Genomic DNA, 15,604 nt, shown 5'->3' with positions numbered 1-15,604 from the left:
GTAAACCGAAATGAAATTAGTTATTCAAAAAAATTATGAGGAGTTAAGCAAGTGGACTGCTGACTATATTGCAAAAAGAATAAACGAGTATCAACCCAACGAAAAAAGACCCTTTGTATTGGGTCTTCCAACCGGCTCCACTCCTGTGGGTACATACCAAGAATTAATTCGGTTAAATAAAGCCGGAATCGTTTCATTTGCCCATGTAATTACATTTAATATGGATGAGTATGTTGGCCTGCCAGAGGAGCATGCTGAAAGTTACCATACTTTTATGTTCGAAAATTTCTTTAATCATATTGATATAGAAAAAGAGAACATTCATATTTTGAACGGAAATGCTAAAGATGTGTTAAAGGAATGTTCTGATTACGAGGAAAAAATAAAAGCAGTTGGAGGTATTCATTTATTTCTTGGAGGAATGGGAGCTGACGGCCACCTGGCTTTTAATATTCCCGGTTCTCCGTTGACATCGCGAACAAGATTGGTCGATTTAAACTATGATACCGTTGTTGCCAATTCGCGTTTTTTTGATAATGACATTACAAAAGTTCCCAAACAAGCTCTTACTGTGGGGGTTCAAACTGTTATGGATGCCAAAGAGGTTTTGATTGTTGTAAACGGTTATAAAAAAGCCAGGGCGCTGCAAAAAGTAGTTGAAGAGGGTATAAATCATATGTGGACATTATCGACACTGCAAATGCATCCGGGCGGCATTGTTGTTTGCGATGAAGAAGCGACAATGGAATTAAAAGTAGGTACCGTAAAATATTTTCGCGATTCGTTTGCATAAAACAAAAACTGCCTTTCTTCCAGGAAAGACAGTTTTAAGGGATAATCCCGAATTGATGTGTTTTAAACACACTCCGAAAATACATTTTCTTTTAATTTGAAACAAGAAATATTGTCTCTTTGAATGTGTTTTTAAATATTCATAATCTTTTTAAATAATTTTTTGGTTTCTTATGGAGACGGCTTGTTCGTGTCCATCTTTTTTATTGGCTTTATAACAACTTCTTCCTTGCAGGAGGGGCAAATATAAATTTCACAACCCGTGCAGGCAAAGCAGTTGCTGCAACTTCGGAGAACATCCAAATTTGAAAATTCAAAGCCACATTTACTGCAACTGTAAAATTTTTCCTTTTTTGCACGGCCAATCATTTGCGGAGAAATTTAAACAAACGCAATAGTCCAAAAATAATAACAAGTGTAAAAATTATGGCTGCACCGGAAGGAATATTCAGGAAATAGGAAATAAACAAACCGGAAATAGTTCCGGTAAATGCAAAAACCGACGACAGAATAAGTAGTTTTTTAAAGTTATTTGTAAATAAATTGGCTGTTGCCTGCGGGATGGTTAATAAAGACAAGATTAAAATAATCCCTACAACGCGAATATTTAGTACAACAGTTAAGGCGATAAGTGTAATGGTTAAATAGTTGAATAGGGCGACCGGAAGGCCTGCTGCACGTGCAAACTCTTCATCAAAAGCAACAAAAAGTATTTTGCTGAAAAGTAATGAAAAAAAGAGGATGATAATGACGTTCAGAATAAACATCCACCATAGTTCTGAAACAGTAACAGTCAGAATATTTCCAAAAAGATAACTCATTAAATTGGGAGTATATCCCGGAGTGAGAAAAACAAAAATAATTCCCAGCGCCATTCCCAGCGACCACCAAATAGCAATTGATGAATCTTCCCTGATTTCTGCTACTTTGGTAAAAAATTGAATTCCTAATGCTGCAAGAACAGCAAAAAGCACTGCGCCAAGCAAAGGATTAAATCCTACCAAAAATGCAAGGCCGATTCCTCCAAATGAAGCATGTGTAATTCCTCCGCTGATAAAAACAATACGACGGGAAACAATATAGCTGCCGATTACTCCACATGAAATGCTGGCAAAAACTGCGGCTAAAAAAGCTTTTTGAAAAAAATCGTAGTTAAATAGCTCAATTACAGAATTCATTTTTAATGGTGGTGTTTTAAAATGGTGTGTGGAATATCGCCGTGCGAAATAATTTGAATGGGGCAGTTGTATCCGTCAAGTTGCTCCTGTGTGATGTTGTTGCTTAAGTGATAATGTAAATCGCCGTTTACACACGCAATGGTTTTTACATAACTTGAAATAGTTCCTAAATCGTGCGAAACCAGAATGATAGCAATTTCTTTATTTAACTGAATTAAACGGTTATATAATTCACCTTCGAAACGGTTGTCAACAAATGTGTCGGGTTCATCAAGAATAAGAATTTTAGGTTCGCTTATTAGTGCCCGACACAAAAAAACACGTTGCATTTGTCCACCGGAAAGCTCTCCGATAGCTTTGTGCCGAATATTTGAAATGCCTGTTTCATCGAGCAACCGGTTTATTTTCTGTTTCAGATCTGAAGACGAAAGTTCCTTTTGTTTCATTAAGAAACCCGAACGAACGACATCAAATACAGTAATAGGGAATTTCCTGTCGATGTGTCTAACCTGTGGTAAATATCCAATGGGTTTTTTCTTTCCTGCAATATCTTTTCGGAATGTAATTTTTCCCCCTGATGGTTTTAACAATCCCAAAACAGCTTTCAGAAGTGTTGTTTTTCCCCCACCGTTTGGGCCGATAACACCTATAAAATCTTTCTCAAATATATCAAGATTTACATTCTCAAGAACAGGTGTGTTATCATAACCAACTGTCAGGTTCTCTATTTTTATAAGTGGTTCCATCAAAAATTGTCAACAAGGATTTGGGTAATTTCCATCAAATTATCAGACCAGGCCGGGTCAAGCGGGCTTATCTGAATTATTTCACCACCAATTTCTTCGGCAAAAACACGCGCATGCTCGCGATCAAACTCACTTTGAATATAAATTACCTTTATGTTTTCTTTTTTTGCCAAATCAACCACTTCTTTCAGATGTTGCGGCGTTGGCTCTTTTCCACCCGATTCCAGAGAATACTGCTCCAGTCCGTAATCTCTCGCGTAATAAGAAAGACTCGGGTGAAAAACAATTACCTTTTTGCCCTGATAGTCTTTTAGTGAGTTCTTTATTTTGATGTTGAGCTGATCGATTTCCTTTACAAATTTTAAATAGTTTACCTTGTATTCTGGTCCTTTTTCAGGATTTAATATGGTCAGTTCATCGGCAATTCGTTCAGCCATCTTTTTTACCAGAGCAGGAGACAGCCAAATGTGCGGATCTACGCCGTTCATATGCACATGGTCACCGTGTTGTTCGGTTTCGTCAGCTATCAGATCCAATCCTTCCGAAAGATCGACTACCTTCATATTTTTGTTGGCTTGCTCTATTTTGTCTTTCCACGAATATTCAAATCCGATGTAACCCATCCTAAACCAAATGGCTGAATTTGCGATTTCTTTCAGTTGAGAAGGAAGCAGTGTATATGCAGCAGGACTGGCACCTGGAGGTATGAGCACGTTGACCTCAAAATCGTCGCCGGCAATTCTTTTAACAAAAGTTTTTTCAGGTAAAATACTAACTGTAATTACATTTTTACCTTCAGCTTCGTTACTTTTTTTCTTACTTGAACTACACGAAAATAAAAGTACTGCGGTTGTAAATATTAAGATTAGTTTCTTCATTTTTTTTCTAATTCAAAATTTTGTTGAATTGTAAACAACAAAATACAAATTTAGTTCTAACATCCGGATTCCTTTATTATTTGACTTTCATTTTTTTAACCTTAATTTTTTCTTTTGGCGGGACCGGATCGTAGCCGTGCGTTCCCCATGGATGGCATTTTGAGATACGTTTTGTTGCTAAAATAAATCCCTTAAACGGGCCATGGATTTTCAGGGCCTGCACTGCGTATTCAGAACATGTTGGAACGTGACGGCATGAAGCTGGTGTTAAAGGAGAAATTCCATATTTATATAGATACACAGGTAGCAGCAAAATCCAGCTTAGCGTTTTCTGTAATATGTTTCCAATTTTTCTCATTTTTCTGAATCTACAAATTTACAAATTAAATATTAGCCTAATTTGGTTAAATAACATCTCTCTTTTATGTTTTTATTGTTGGTGGAAACAATGATTAATTCTATTTTTACGCGATTCGATAGAGGGATTCGAAAAAATCTCAAATAATTATTATCAACTTAAAGAATAAACTAATGAGTTCTCAAGACAAAAATTATGTATTACCCATTATTATGATGATCCTGTTATTCGGGATGATCGCATTTGTTACAAACTTGGCAGCACCAATGGGGGTTGTACTAAAAAGCCAGTTTGGCGCATCTAATTTTCAAGGTATGTTGGGAAACGCGGCGAATTTTATTGCTTACGCAGTAATGGGAATTCCCGGAGGTCTTCTCCTGCAGCGAATTGGTTACAAAAAAACTGCCTTAATTGCTATTGCGGTTGGCTTTATTGGCGTTGGAATTCAATATTTGTCCGGGCATGCAAGTGAAACTTCTGCATTTACGGTATATTTGATCGGTGCATTTGTAGCAGGTTTTTCAATGACACTTTTAAATACTGTTGTAAACCCAATGTTGAATACTTTAGGTGGCGGTGGAAACAAAGGAAACCAGTTGATTCAGGTTGGAGGTTCTTTTAACTCAGTTATGGCTACTTTTACACCTGCTTTTGTAGGTATTTTAATTGGTGAGGCAGTCAGTGCACGTATTACTGATGTGTTCCCGGTAATGTATATCGCTTTGGGAGTCTTTGCTCTTGTATTCTTTGTTTTGTTAGCAGTTAGAATTCCGGAACCAAGCATTGAGTTCGCTTCAGAACCAATAAAAAATTTAATGTCAGGTGCATTACAATTCCGTCATTTTATTTTTGGTGCCATCGGTATTTTTGTATATGTAGGTGTTGAAGTAGGCGTACCCGGAACTATGATGCTTTGGTTAACTGATCCATCGGTAGGAATAGGTGCAGGCATTGCAGGTTCTGTTGCCGGAACTTATTGGTTGTTAATGTTGGCCGGCCGCTTGGTTGGTGCATCAATAGGAAGCAAAGTGTCGAGTAAAATGATGTTAACTGTTGCTTCATTTGTTGGTTTGGTTTTGGTTCTTGCTGCCATTTTATTCCCATCATCAACTATGGTCAATATGCCTGTATTTAAAGCAGCAGGAAGTTCATTATCGTTTGGATTTGCTGAAGTTCCGATCAATGCCATGTTCCTTGTACTGGTAGGTTTATGTACCTCAATTATGTGGGGAGGTATTTTCAACCTTGCTGTAGAAGGATTAGGTAAATATGTTGCAGCTGCTTCAGGTATTTTTATGACACTCGTTGTAGGTGGCGGACTACTTCCGTTGGTACAAAATGCCATTGCCGACAGTTTTGGCTTCCAGCCTTCATACTGGGTTCCTCTACTCGGTCTTGCTTATCTCTTGTTCTACGCTTTGGTTGGTAGTAAAAATGTAAACACCGACATCAAAGTTGATTAAGCAAAAACTCTGAATCGAATGAAAAAAGTTTCAATTGGAATAGATATTGGCGGGACGAATACTGCAATTGGTATTGTAGATCAGGATGGAAATGTTATGGTTAAAGATAGTATTGCAACTCCAGATCATGGAGATTTCAAACGATATATTTCTGACCTTTCCATAGCTATTAACAGCCTGGTAGAAAAATTGAAAATCATTAATTCTGAAATTGAAATTTTAGGGATTGGAATTGGTGCACCAAGTGGTAATTATTACAGTGGAGCAATTGAACATGCAGCAAATCTTTCTTTTAAGGGAATTGTAAATATTGTAAAATTTCTTCGTACTCATTTCCCCGATTTGGGGGCAATTGTATTAACAAACGATGCAAATGCCGCCGCCGTTGGAGAGATGATTTACGGAGGTGCAAAGGGCATGAAAAATTTCGTGATGTACACGCTGGGAACAGGTGTAGGGAGCGGAATGGTTGTAAATGGTGACGTAGTTTATGGGCACGATGGTTTTGCCGGAGAATGTGGACATACAACGCTTGTTCCTGATGGCCGGCCGTGTGGATGCGGAGGTTTAGGACATTTAGAAGCGTATTGTTCTGCATCGGGAATGAAAAGGACTGCTTTTGAATTGTTGCTTAAATACAATGCAAATGATAGCTTATTGGCGGATAAATCATACAAAGAACTCGATTCGAAAATGATTTACGATGCTGCAATGAAAGGCGATAAAATTGCATTGGAAGTGTTTGAAAAAACCGGTGACTGGCTTGGCCTGGGTTTTTCCGATACTGTGCATTATTTGAGCCCGGAAGCAATATTTCTTTTTGGTGGCCCAACTGCTGCGGGAGATTTAATTTTTAAACCGACAAAGGCGAGCATGGAGAAATATTTGCTCCCGATGTACAAAGACAAAGTTAAAATTCTGCCATCAGAACTAAAACCTGGCGACGCTGCAATTGTTGGGGCGAGCGCAATGGTTTGGAAAGAACTTGAAAAATAATCCATTTTTAATTATAAAAAGAGAGCGGACATCGAGTTCGCTCTTTTTTGTTTTTAGCTGTTGAAATGTATTTCCTTCAAAACAAAAATTCTAAGAAAAGAGCTATTTATTTACCAGTTAAATTTGATTATTTGATTTAAATAGGGATGTAAGCTTAAAGGAACAGGACTAGTCCCTGCCACACTTTCTATAATTCGTTTTTCTTCGTCGGAATAATTTTTCTTTGGGAAGTAAAAATCAACAATTACCTCTGCAACACGACGCGGTTCGGAAGCCATAATTTTTGTAACATCAACAGTGGTGCCTTTCAGATCGATATTGTTGTCTCGTGCTTTTATTCCCATTATTGTCATAATGCAACTTCCTAAAGCAGTTGCCAGAAGATCGGTGGGCGAAAAATATTCTCCTTTACCTCGATTATCGGTTGGCGCGTCGGTAATGACTGTATTTCCACTTTGCAGATGTATGTTTTCTGTGCGAAGTTCACCTAAATATACTGTCTTTATTGTTGCCATGTTTTTATCTGACTGAATGAAGTATTCCAGTTTATTTTTGCCTGGATTAAATATACAATTAAATTCTTTCTATTGTGTTTTAAAAGTTCGTGTTTAATTTTTAAATCTGTTTGATTTCATTTCAATTTAATATATTTTCGTAACACGAATTTGAAGTTTGATAACACTATGTCGGTAAGAAGATTTGGAGTATCATTGGATGAAGAATTACTGGAAGCATTGGATAGTTATGTTTCCGACAACCGGTTTGCCAACCGCTCGCAGGCCATAAGACACCTAATCGAAAAAGATCTGGTGGAAGAAAAGTGGAAATGCGATAACATTGTAGCCGGAGCAATAACACTCGTTTTCAGTCATCAGAAAAATGATATACTTAAAAAATCTTCCGAAATTCAATATAAATATAGAGAGGTGATACTGTCTTCTCAGGGATTCTATTTAAACGAACAAAACTATCTTGAAATCATTGCCGTAAAAGGTCCTTCTCATAAACTAACAGAGGTTTCTGAAGAGTTAATAAGTATCAAGGGAATTCAGCACGGAAAATTAGTAATGAGTAAAGCACAATAATTTTTTTACCCATATAGTAACACGAATTTACAAGAAAGTAGCACGAATAAATGAAAACAAAAACCATCCTTCACCTTGTCCTTACCGTAACACTTTTATTTAGTTTTAAATCGTACGCCCAACTTTCGATAACAAAAGATACAATTCAAATTGACGAAATTGTGGTGACCGGAACACCTGTGAAAGTAAACCGTAGCAGTGTACCAATGGCTGTTTCAGTTGTAAATCGGGCGCAAATTGAAGATACTGATGAGTCTGCTCTTCTTCCGGTATTAAACGGGAAGGTTCCCGGGCTTTTTGTTACGGAACGTGGAATAACCGGTTTTGGTGTCGCAACTGGTTCTGCCGGGCAGATTTCGATTCGTGGGATTGGCGGAAACCCAACTACCGGTGTGTTAATGTTAATTGACGGACATCCCCAATTCATGGGAATTATGGGACACCCGCTTCCCGATTCATATGTTTCTTCCGATGTGGAAAGAGTGGAAGTAATCCGCGGGCCTGCTTCCATTTTATATGGTTCCAATGCCATGGGAGGAGTGATTAACATTATCACCAAAAAACAAAACAAAGAAGGGATTCATGGAAATGCACGAGTTTCATATGGTTCATATAATACACTTAAGTACATGGGAGCTTTGGGATTCAAAAAGCATAAATTTAATGCATTTGTTTCCGTCAACCACGATCAAACTGATGGGCATCGGGAACACTCTGATTTTAACATTACCAACGGGTATACCAAGTTAGCGTATAAGGTTAATGAGCATCTCAACGTATCTACAGATTTTAGCCTTGCTAACTTTGATGCTGCTGATCCGGGCCCGGATACATTAAACGCTGTTTTTGGAGAAACAATCGATATTGCCCGGGGGTACTGGGCTTTTGCGGTTCAGAATGAATTTGAAAAACTATCGGGTTCGTTTAAGCTTTTTTACAATTTTGGAGAACATGATATTACAGACGGTTTTCATTCAAAAGACCATAATTTTGGATTGAAGTTTTTTGAATCGTTACATCTTTTTGAAGGAAATAATATTACGCTTGGTGTTGATTATATAAATTATGGCGGAATGGCAGAAAATATAACAGCAATGAATGGGGCAGGTCTTGTATTTGCCGACACTACACTTAATGAGTTGGGGTTATATGGTTTTATCCAGCAAAGCTTTTGGAACAAATTAACACTAAATGCCGGCTTAAGATTTCAGAATCATAGTATTTACGGAGATGAGTGGATTCCTTCGGTTGGATTCGCATATAAATTTGACGAAACAATGTCGTGGAAGGGAAACATTTCAAAAGGATTCAGAAGTCCTACACTTAAAGAATTGTTTATGTGGGGACCGCAAAATTCTGATTTAGAGCCGGAGTCTATTCTAAATTATGAAACTGGTATTTTAAAAACATTTTTGAATAACAAAGTTAGTGCCGAGTTGACTTTTTTTGCAGTTAACGGCGACAATTTGATTACTTCGGTACCGGTAAACGGCACACCGAAATATATGAATTCAGGTGAAATCTCGAATAAAGGAATTGAGTTTGCAATGAATGCTGAAGTGCTTGAAAATTTGCTTTTAAATACAACGTACAGTTACATAAATATGAAAAATCCGGTTTATGCCACACCGGAGCACCAGTTTTATTTTAGTATGCATTACAGTCCTGATGCATTTCAGTTAATGGCAAGTATTCAGCAAGTCGGTAATCTCGATAATGACCCGCTTGCGGTTGTAAATAAAGAGAGCTACACACTGCTAAAAGCTAAGGCAATTTATAACCTTACAAAAGGTTTGAAACTATACGTAAGCGGCGAGAATCTACTGGACCAGACTTACCAGGTGAACCGATATTATACCATGCCAGGTACAACATTTTTTGCCGGTATTAATTATAGCTTTTGAAAAATACAATTTATCACCGAAATGTAAGAGGAGCAGAAATGTTCCTTTTTTTTATTTCTTTTTTTGAAATTGACAGAACAATCAACTGATTTTTATTAACTTAAACACACTAATTATATAACAACTAAACCTATGGAAATAAATACCCGCCGTGAATTTATATCAAAAAGCACTGCTGCAGTAGCAGGGGTTTCTGTTGGCCTGCATGCTTTCGGTTCTGAAAAAAGTTCCCGTATTTTTGGAGCAAATGATAAAATAAGGGTTGGTTTTATTGGAGTCGGAAACCGTGGCTCACAGCTTCTCGAACGTTTTATGTTGAATGATGACGTTGAGGTTGCTGCGTTGTGCGATGTTTACGAACCATATTTAAAACGAGACAGAAGTAAGGTTTCCAAACGTTTTTTAGAGATGGATCGTATTCCGCAAATGGGGGAGAAGCTTCCTGAAAACTTGAAGCTTTTCTCCGACTACCGAAGAATGTATGAAGAGAAGGATATTGACGCTGTTTGTATTGCCACACCCGATCATTGGCATGCACTTCAATGTATTCATGCCTGTGAAGCAGGTTTTGATGTTTATGTGGAAAAGCCGCTTACAATTGTTCTAACAGAAGGACGGGCGATGGTAAATGCGCAAAAAAAAGCGGGTAACATCGTTCAGGTTGGGCTTAACAGGCGCGGTAATTCTATTTACCGGAAGTTGGCAAAAGATATTCAAAATGAAAAGATAGGTAAAATTCTTTCAGCAAATGCATTCCGAATTAGCAATATGTTTCCCAATGGCATTGGAAATAAAATGCCTGAACAGCCCCCGCAGGATTTTAACTGGGATATGTGGCTTGGCCCCCGTGCTGTTCGCCCGTTCCAGTACAATATAGCTCCCTACTATTTTAGGTGGTGGAGCGATTTTTCTTCGCAAATGGGAAACTGGGGAGTGCATTATATGGATGTTATACGCTGGATGATCGGGGTAGAAGCGCCATCAGCAGTTAGCACACATGGCGGAAAATATGTTTTAACCGATGATCGTGACATCCCGGATACTATGGATGTAATTTTTGAGTTCGACAAAGGATTAATTATCAAATTTAGTATCTACGAAGGTACTTCAGGAAATGGTATTCCCGGAGGTGAAGTTGAATTACGCGGGACAAAGGGAACTTTGGTTGCTGATGAAAAAAGTTATGAAATAAAAGCTTCCCGAAGGGGGCAATTTCAAAACTGGAATGAGTTAATTGAGTCTGAAAAATCTGATGTATCCAATGAAGACAGCACTGTAAAACTTATCAGAAACTTCCTCGATAGTGTAAAGTCGAGAGAGACTCCATGGTGTACACTTGAAGATGGTCACCGCTCTACTTCGTTTGCGCATTTAGCAAACATAGCTTTAAAAACCGGAAAACGCCTGGAGTGGGATCCTGCGAAAGAAGAATTTACCAATTCGGATGCGGCAAACCAGTTATTGAGTTATGAATACCGAAAACCATGGAAATTATAAAACAGGACATTTTTTAATTTGAAAAGAAGAACTATGAATTCCAGACGAAATTTTATTAAAACTTCAGCATTGGCTGCCTCCTTTGTTTCATTCTCAGATAAATTACTTGCATCTGAATTATTTTCAGCAAATACAAAACACTCAATTCATATTTTTACAAAATGTCTTCAATTTATGGATTATAATGAAATGGCTGAACTGGTTGCCCGGATTGGTTTCGATGGAGCGGATCTGGCCGTTCGGCCAGGAGGTCAGGTGTTGCCTGAAAATGTTAAAACTGATTTGCCAAAGGTTGTAAAAATACTGAGAGAGAAAGGTAGCGATACAAAAATGATTGTGACAAATATAGACGATCCGGACGATCCGCTGGCTATTGATATTATACAAACAATGTCTGACCTGGGTATAAAATATTATCGGATGGGGTATTTGGCTTTCAATAGTGATAAATCTATCCCCGAAAACCTTGATATTCATAAACGGACGTTTGAAAAACTGGAAAAACTCAATCGTAAATACGGAGTTCACGGCGATTATCAAAACCACTCAGGTACACGGGTTGGTGGGCCTGTTTGGGATTTGTTCCATTTGTTAAAAGATAGAGATCCGGAATTTATCGGTGTTCAATACGATGTGCGACATGCCACCGTTGAAGGAGGTGTGTCCTGGCCGTTAGGAATGAAACTTTTGGCTCCCTGGATAAGAACCACCGATATAAAAGATTTTATTTGGCGAAAAGATAAAAGCGGGAAATGGGGGCTTGAAAACGTACAGTTAGGGAAAGGAATGGTTGATTTCGAAAAGTATTTTGAACTCTATAAAACGTTAGAAATTACAGCTCCGGTTTCTATACATTATGAATACGATTTAGGAGGAGCAGAACATGGCAGGAAAGACACGACAATGGAGATTGAAGAGATTGCTTTAAAGCTAAAGGAAGACCTTTTATTTCTGAAAAATATGTTTGAAAAATACGGTTTGTGATGAAAAGCTGGACACGCAGAGATTTTGTCAGGGCAACAGGTTTAGCCGGAGGTTTAACTTCGATAATTCCAACCAATGCAAAGAATATGATTCAGACGTCCGAAAAAATAAAGATTATACAAACAGGTTCCGATTTTGAACGAGAACCATTAATCAGGCCTTTTGGATTCAAAGGTGGTTACATGTCAGAAATCTGGCAAACCATAGCGTGGTTAAAGTCTGATTCAGGCTTCAGTACAACGGGGCTGTGTTCTCAAAGTGTTCTTTGGTCGGATGCCAGTGTCTTTAGCAGCTATTCAGAGGGTGGGGGAAATGCTTTAATGTATGCAATGACTGAATATGCCTTAAAGTTGATAAAAGAAATTCCTTTTACATCTCCAGTAGATTTGCTCGATAAAATTCTTGATAAGGTTTACGAGTACGGGAAAAAGATTACAGATAATCCCCATCTCAGAAAAACATTTGCATTAAATGCACTGGTTGCCATTGATATTGCAGCCTGGAAAATTTATGCATCAGAAAATGGATTAACAACATTTGATGAAATAATTCCTGCTGAATATAAATCCGCACTTTCGTACCGTCATTCATCCGTTGCTAGTATTCCACTTATGGCATACACAATTCCTGTTTCAGAAATAAAACAGGCTGCTGATGACGGATATTTTTTTATGAAAATAAAAATTGGCCAGCCGGGCACTCAAAAGGAAATGTTAGAAAAAGACATGGCCCGGTTAAGCGAGATTCATAGTGCGATTGGTAACTACAGAACAGAACATACAAAAGATGGAAAACTACCCTATTATTTCGATGCAAACGGAAGGTATATGGAGAAAGACACGTTAATGAAGTTGATAGACCATACAAAAAAAATAGGAGCTTTTGAGCAGATTGCAATTATTGAAGAGCCTTTCCCGGAACATGCAGAAATTGACGTTTCAGATATTCCTGTTCGTCTTGCCGCCGACGAAAGCGCACATACCGATAAAGATGCCCGAGTTCGTATCCAGATGGGATACAGTGCAATTGCATTAAAAGCTATAGCAAAAACGTTAAGCATGACATTAAAAATTGCACATGTTGCCAAACAGGAACACGTGCCATGTTTTTGTGCAGACTTAACTGTGAACCCTATTTTAGTTGATTGGAATAAGAATGTGGCCGCGCGGCTCGATCCGTTTCCCGGACTTGGCACAGGATTGCTGGAAACAAACGGGCACCAGAATTATGAGAATTGGACCAAGATGGAAAGTTACCATCCTTTTCCTGGCTCGGATTGGAGAAAAACAAAAGCCGGCATTTTCCATTTAGATGAAGAATTTTATTTAAAAGCCGGTGGTGTCCTGGCTGATTCTGAGCACTACCTCAGGAAATTTGAAAAGGTATGATTTTTTATGAGAATTACCTGTTTTGGAGGTCGTTTCGGAACGATGTACGAACACATCGAAATCCAATATAAGATTTGGCTGTATCCTGGTATTCATAAGTCCGTGTTGATGTTCGAATAAAATAAGCCATGTCTTTCCATGAGCCACCTCTGATAACTTTTCGTTTCATTATAGGCGGATCGTCCGGTTTTGCGTCGTATTGCAAATCAGGATTTAAGTCACTTACTACGTCATAAGCTCCTTCATAAAAAGCTGTACTCGTCCACTCTGCCACGTTTCCGGCCATATCATATAGTCCGAATGGATTGGGGTCAAATTCTCCCACTTTCATAGCTGTTGTTGTGGTCGGACTGTCTGCGACATAGTTTCCCCGCAAGGGTTTAAAATTGGCAACAAAACAACCTTTTTGATTCCGTGTATAGTAACTTCCCCAAGGATACATGGTATTAAGCAATCCTCCCCGGGCTGCCATTTCCCATTCACTTTCGGTAGGCAGTCTGTAGTCGTGGGCGGGTGTTTCTTTAAAACGAGAATTGTATTCTGTTTTTAAATTGGTCCGCCACTGACAAAAAGCTTTAGCTTGTTTCCATGTTACTCCAACCACAGGGTAATCGTCGAAACCTACATGGGAAAAATATTTCATCGTGAACGGTTCGTTGTATGTATAAGCAAAATCTCTTACCCAGCACAAAGTATCAGGATAAATCGGAACAATCTCATGCATCAAAAAACTACTCCGATTTTCAATCGGAACCACCTCTCCGTTTGGTCTCATTACCGCGCCATTATATCTCTGATTCTTGAAATCGTAGTTATTTATTCTTTTTGCAGCTTGTTTGTAGTCTACCCAGTAATATTCATAAATGAGTTTTCTGGAGTCAATTTCTTTTTTGTACGCAAAACGCTCCTCTTCAGGAATATAAAGCTCTTCCATTGCCATCTGGTAGTCGGGATCTTTCCAGTCTATTTCCTCATTCCAGTTAAGTATCGGATTCTCAAGTGGAACCCCATAAAAATCTTCTGAGATAAGGAAATCGGGATCAGCATCTCCCAGCAATCTTCTGGCTATTGAATCCCGCACCCAATACACAAATTGACGGTATTCGTTATTGGTAATTTCGGTATTATCCATCCAAAAAGCTTCCTGCGATACTACGCGTGTTGGTGTCCCGATGGGCATAATTTCATCGTCGGAAGGTCCCATCCTGAATTTATCGCGTTGTATATACGCCATTCCAAATGGGCTGGGTTCAAACCATTCACCGCTGACTTTTTCTTCTCCGGGAAGATAGAGATTGGATTTTTGACATGAATAAAAAAGCATTCCTAAAATTGGAATTATATATAGAATTGCTTTTTTCATCCGATTTTTTACCCTTATAATTTTATATTAGTTAACGCAAAACAGCATGTTTAATTATACGCTTTTGCGAATAAAAAAGCCTTATGAAAACATAAGGCTTTCAGAATGTTTTATATTTTCTAATATTCCCAAAGATCCTGCTCAAAATTGAAAATCTCATTTTCAATTCTTTTTGATTCAAGCATTGCTTCCTTCCCGGTTAGATAATCATTGATTCCACGGTTATTATAAACGTTTGATTCCTTGGTAATATAACTGTTGAAGTATCTTTTTATAAAAAGATCATCGAAAGACATTTGGCTTGCATCATTATTTGGATTCAGAACTAAATTGCTTGCGAGCAGATCTCTAACTTCGGGGTAGTATACCCAAAAAATCTGCTGGCGCTGTACTTCTCCGGAGGCGTCATTTTCACGAACGTATTCGCGGATCGGACAAAGTCCAACGATACGTACATTTAGAGTAGAGCTTTGTTTATCAAAGTACCATTCCTCTTTAACCATGTACTGTTTTATTTCATTTGGACGTATTTCTCCTTCAATAGTGACTTTCTCCATCTCTCCGGTGTCAAAATTTCGTCTTTCAATTGTAGAAGCTTCTGCACCAAATGATTCCTCCACCTGTTCGTAGGTCATAGGTATTTTGAAGTCATCATCCTGTCTCGCGTCGTATGGTGTAATTTGTCCGTTTTTAATTCCTTCGAGAAGGAGTGTAATCAAATTCACCTTACCTCCCATTTCATTAGTTGGATAGTACAATGGCAGATTCATCTTCTCACGCAAATCGATAATGCGCCACACTTTTTTTGACCAAAAAACATCGGCTTCGCGAACGCCTGGCAATGGCATTGGTTTTTTCTGAAAAACATCGGTACGTTTGTATGCACCGTTTACAATTTGTGCGTTAGATTGTTTCTCAGCCAAAGCAAGCGTAAACACTAGTATTCCTATATAAACAACTAACTTTTTCATA

General features: G+C 38.2%; 15 protein-coding genes. 8 read left to right on the top strand and 7 right to left on the bottom strand.

Annotated features, from left to right (window positions below; genetic code table 11):
* Positions 1-10: 10 nt before the first annotated feature.
* Positions 11-793, top strand: a complete 783-nt coding sequence (gene nagB, locus GM418_RS09175) for a glucosamine-6-phosphate deaminase (protein ID WP_158865336.1) — start codon at positions 11-13, stop codon at positions 791-793.
* A gap of 364 nt (positions 794-1,157) precedes the next feature.
* Here nagB and GM418_RS09170 read toward each other — a convergent pair whose 3' ends face one another.
* The 4 genes from GM418_RS09170 to yidD all read right to left on the bottom strand — a co-directional run bounded on the left by GM418_RS09170 (position 1,158) and on the right by yidD (position 3,952).
* Positions 1,158-1,970 (bottom strand): metal ABC transporter permease, encoded by an 813-nt coding sequence (locus GM418_RS09170; RefSeq protein WP_217447743.1) that lies wholly within the window; start codon positions 1,968-1,970, stop codon positions 1,158-1,160.
* A 2-nt stretch (positions 1,971-1,972) separates the two neighbouring features.
* Complete coding sequence (locus GM418_RS09165; protein ID WP_158865334.1) at positions 1,973-2,716, bottom strand: metal ABC transporter ATP-binding protein; 744 nt, start codon at positions 2,714-2,716, stop codon at positions 1,973-1,975.
* A complete protein-coding gene (locus tag GM418_RS09160; RefSeq protein WP_158865332.1) occupies positions 2,716-3,594 on the bottom strand; it encodes a metal ABC transporter solute-binding protein, Zn/Mn family in 879 nt (292 codons plus the stop codon). The genes GM418_RS09165 and GM418_RS09160 overlap by 1 nt, the downstream gene beginning before the upstream one ends.
* A gap of 76 nt (positions 3,595-3,670) precedes the next feature.
* Positions 3,671-3,952, bottom strand: coding sequence for a membrane protein insertion efficiency factor YidD (yidD, locus tag GM418_RS09155; RefSeq protein WP_158865330.1), 282 nt, complete (start codon positions 3,950-3,952; stop codon positions 3,671-3,673).
* A gap of 173 nt (positions 3,953-4,125) precedes the next feature.
* Between yidD and GM418_RS09150 the strand changes: the two genes are divergently transcribed.
* Positions 4,126-5,415 carry an MFS transporter gene (locus GM418_RS09150; RefSeq protein WP_158865328.1) on the top strand — a complete coding sequence of 430 codons (1,290 nt, stop codon included), beginning with the start codon at positions 4,126-4,128 and terminating at the stop codon, positions 5,413-5,415.
* An 18-nt stretch (positions 5,416-5,433) separates the two neighbouring features.
* Positions 5,434-6,411: an ROK family protein gene (locus tag GM418_RS09145; RefSeq protein WP_158865326.1), complete on the top strand. Its 978-nt coding sequence runs from the start codon at positions 5,434-5,436 to the stop codon at positions 6,409-6,411.
* A gap of 110 nt (positions 6,412-6,521) precedes the next feature.
* On the opposite strand, the gene GM418_RS09140 is transcribed toward GM418_RS09145, so the two are convergent.
* On the bottom strand, positions 6,522-6,926 hold the full coding sequence (locus GM418_RS09140; RefSeq protein WP_158865324.1) for an OsmC family protein: 405 nt from the start codon (positions 6,924-6,926) through the stop codon (positions 6,522-6,524).
* Between the two features lie 168 nt (positions 6,927-7,094).
* Between GM418_RS09140 and nikR the strand changes: the two genes are divergently transcribed.
* From nikR to GM418_RS09115, 5 genes are all read left to right on the top strand, one after another.
* Positions 7,095-7,496 (top strand): nickel-responsive transcriptional regulator NikR, encoded by a 402-nt coding sequence (gene nikR / locus GM418_RS09135; RefSeq protein WP_158865322.1) that lies wholly within the window; start codon positions 7,095-7,097, stop codon positions 7,494-7,496.
* A 50-nt stretch (positions 7,497-7,546) separates the two neighbouring features.
* Positions 7,547-9,400, top strand: a complete 1,854-nt coding sequence (locus GM418_RS09130; protein WP_158865320.1) for a TonB-dependent receptor — start codon at positions 7,547-7,549, stop codon at positions 9,398-9,400.
* A gap of 132 nt (positions 9,401-9,532) precedes the next feature.
* Positions 9,533-10,897 (top strand): Gfo/Idh/MocA family protein, encoded by a 1,365-nt coding sequence (locus GM418_RS09125; RefSeq protein WP_158865318.1) that lies wholly within the window; start codon positions 9,533-9,535, stop codon positions 10,895-10,897.
* A gap of 33 nt (positions 10,898-10,930) precedes the next feature.
* Positions 10,931-11,881 (top strand): sugar phosphate isomerase/epimerase family protein, encoded by a 951-nt coding sequence (locus GM418_RS09120; RefSeq protein WP_158865316.1) that lies wholly within the window; start codon positions 10,931-10,933, stop codon positions 11,879-11,881.
* Complete coding sequence (locus GM418_RS09115; RefSeq protein ID WP_158865314.1) at positions 11,881-13,269, top strand: enolase C-terminal domain-like protein; 1,389 nt, start codon at positions 11,881-11,883, stop codon at positions 13,267-13,269. Before GM418_RS09120 ends, GM418_RS09115 begins: the two co-directional genes overlap by 1 nt.
* A gap of 13 nt (positions 13,270-13,282) precedes the next feature.
* Here GM418_RS09115 and porK read toward each other — a convergent pair whose 3' ends face one another.
* Positions 13,283-14,632 carry a T9SS ring complex lipoprotein PorK/GldK gene (porK, locus tag GM418_RS09110; RefSeq protein ID WP_158865312.1) on the bottom strand — a complete coding sequence of 450 codons (1,350 nt, stop codon included), beginning with the start codon at positions 14,630-14,632 and terminating at the stop codon, positions 13,283-13,285.
* 119 nt (positions 14,633-14,751) lie between these two features.
* Positions 14,752-15,603, bottom strand: a complete 852-nt coding sequence (gene porN, locus GM418_RS09105) for a type IX secretion system ring subunit PorN/GldN (protein ID WP_158865310.1) — start codon at positions 15,601-15,603, stop codon at positions 14,752-14,754.
* Position 15,604 lies beyond the last annotated feature (1 nt).

This window comes from Maribellus comscasis, from assembly GCF_009762775.1.
Taxonomy (GTDB): Bacteria; Bacteroidota; Bacteroidia; order Bacteroidales; family Prolixibacteraceae; genus Draconibacterium; species Draconibacterium comscasis.
Note: the sequence above shows the minus strand (reverse complement) of the source record. Positions and strands in the feature narration are given on the sequence as shown.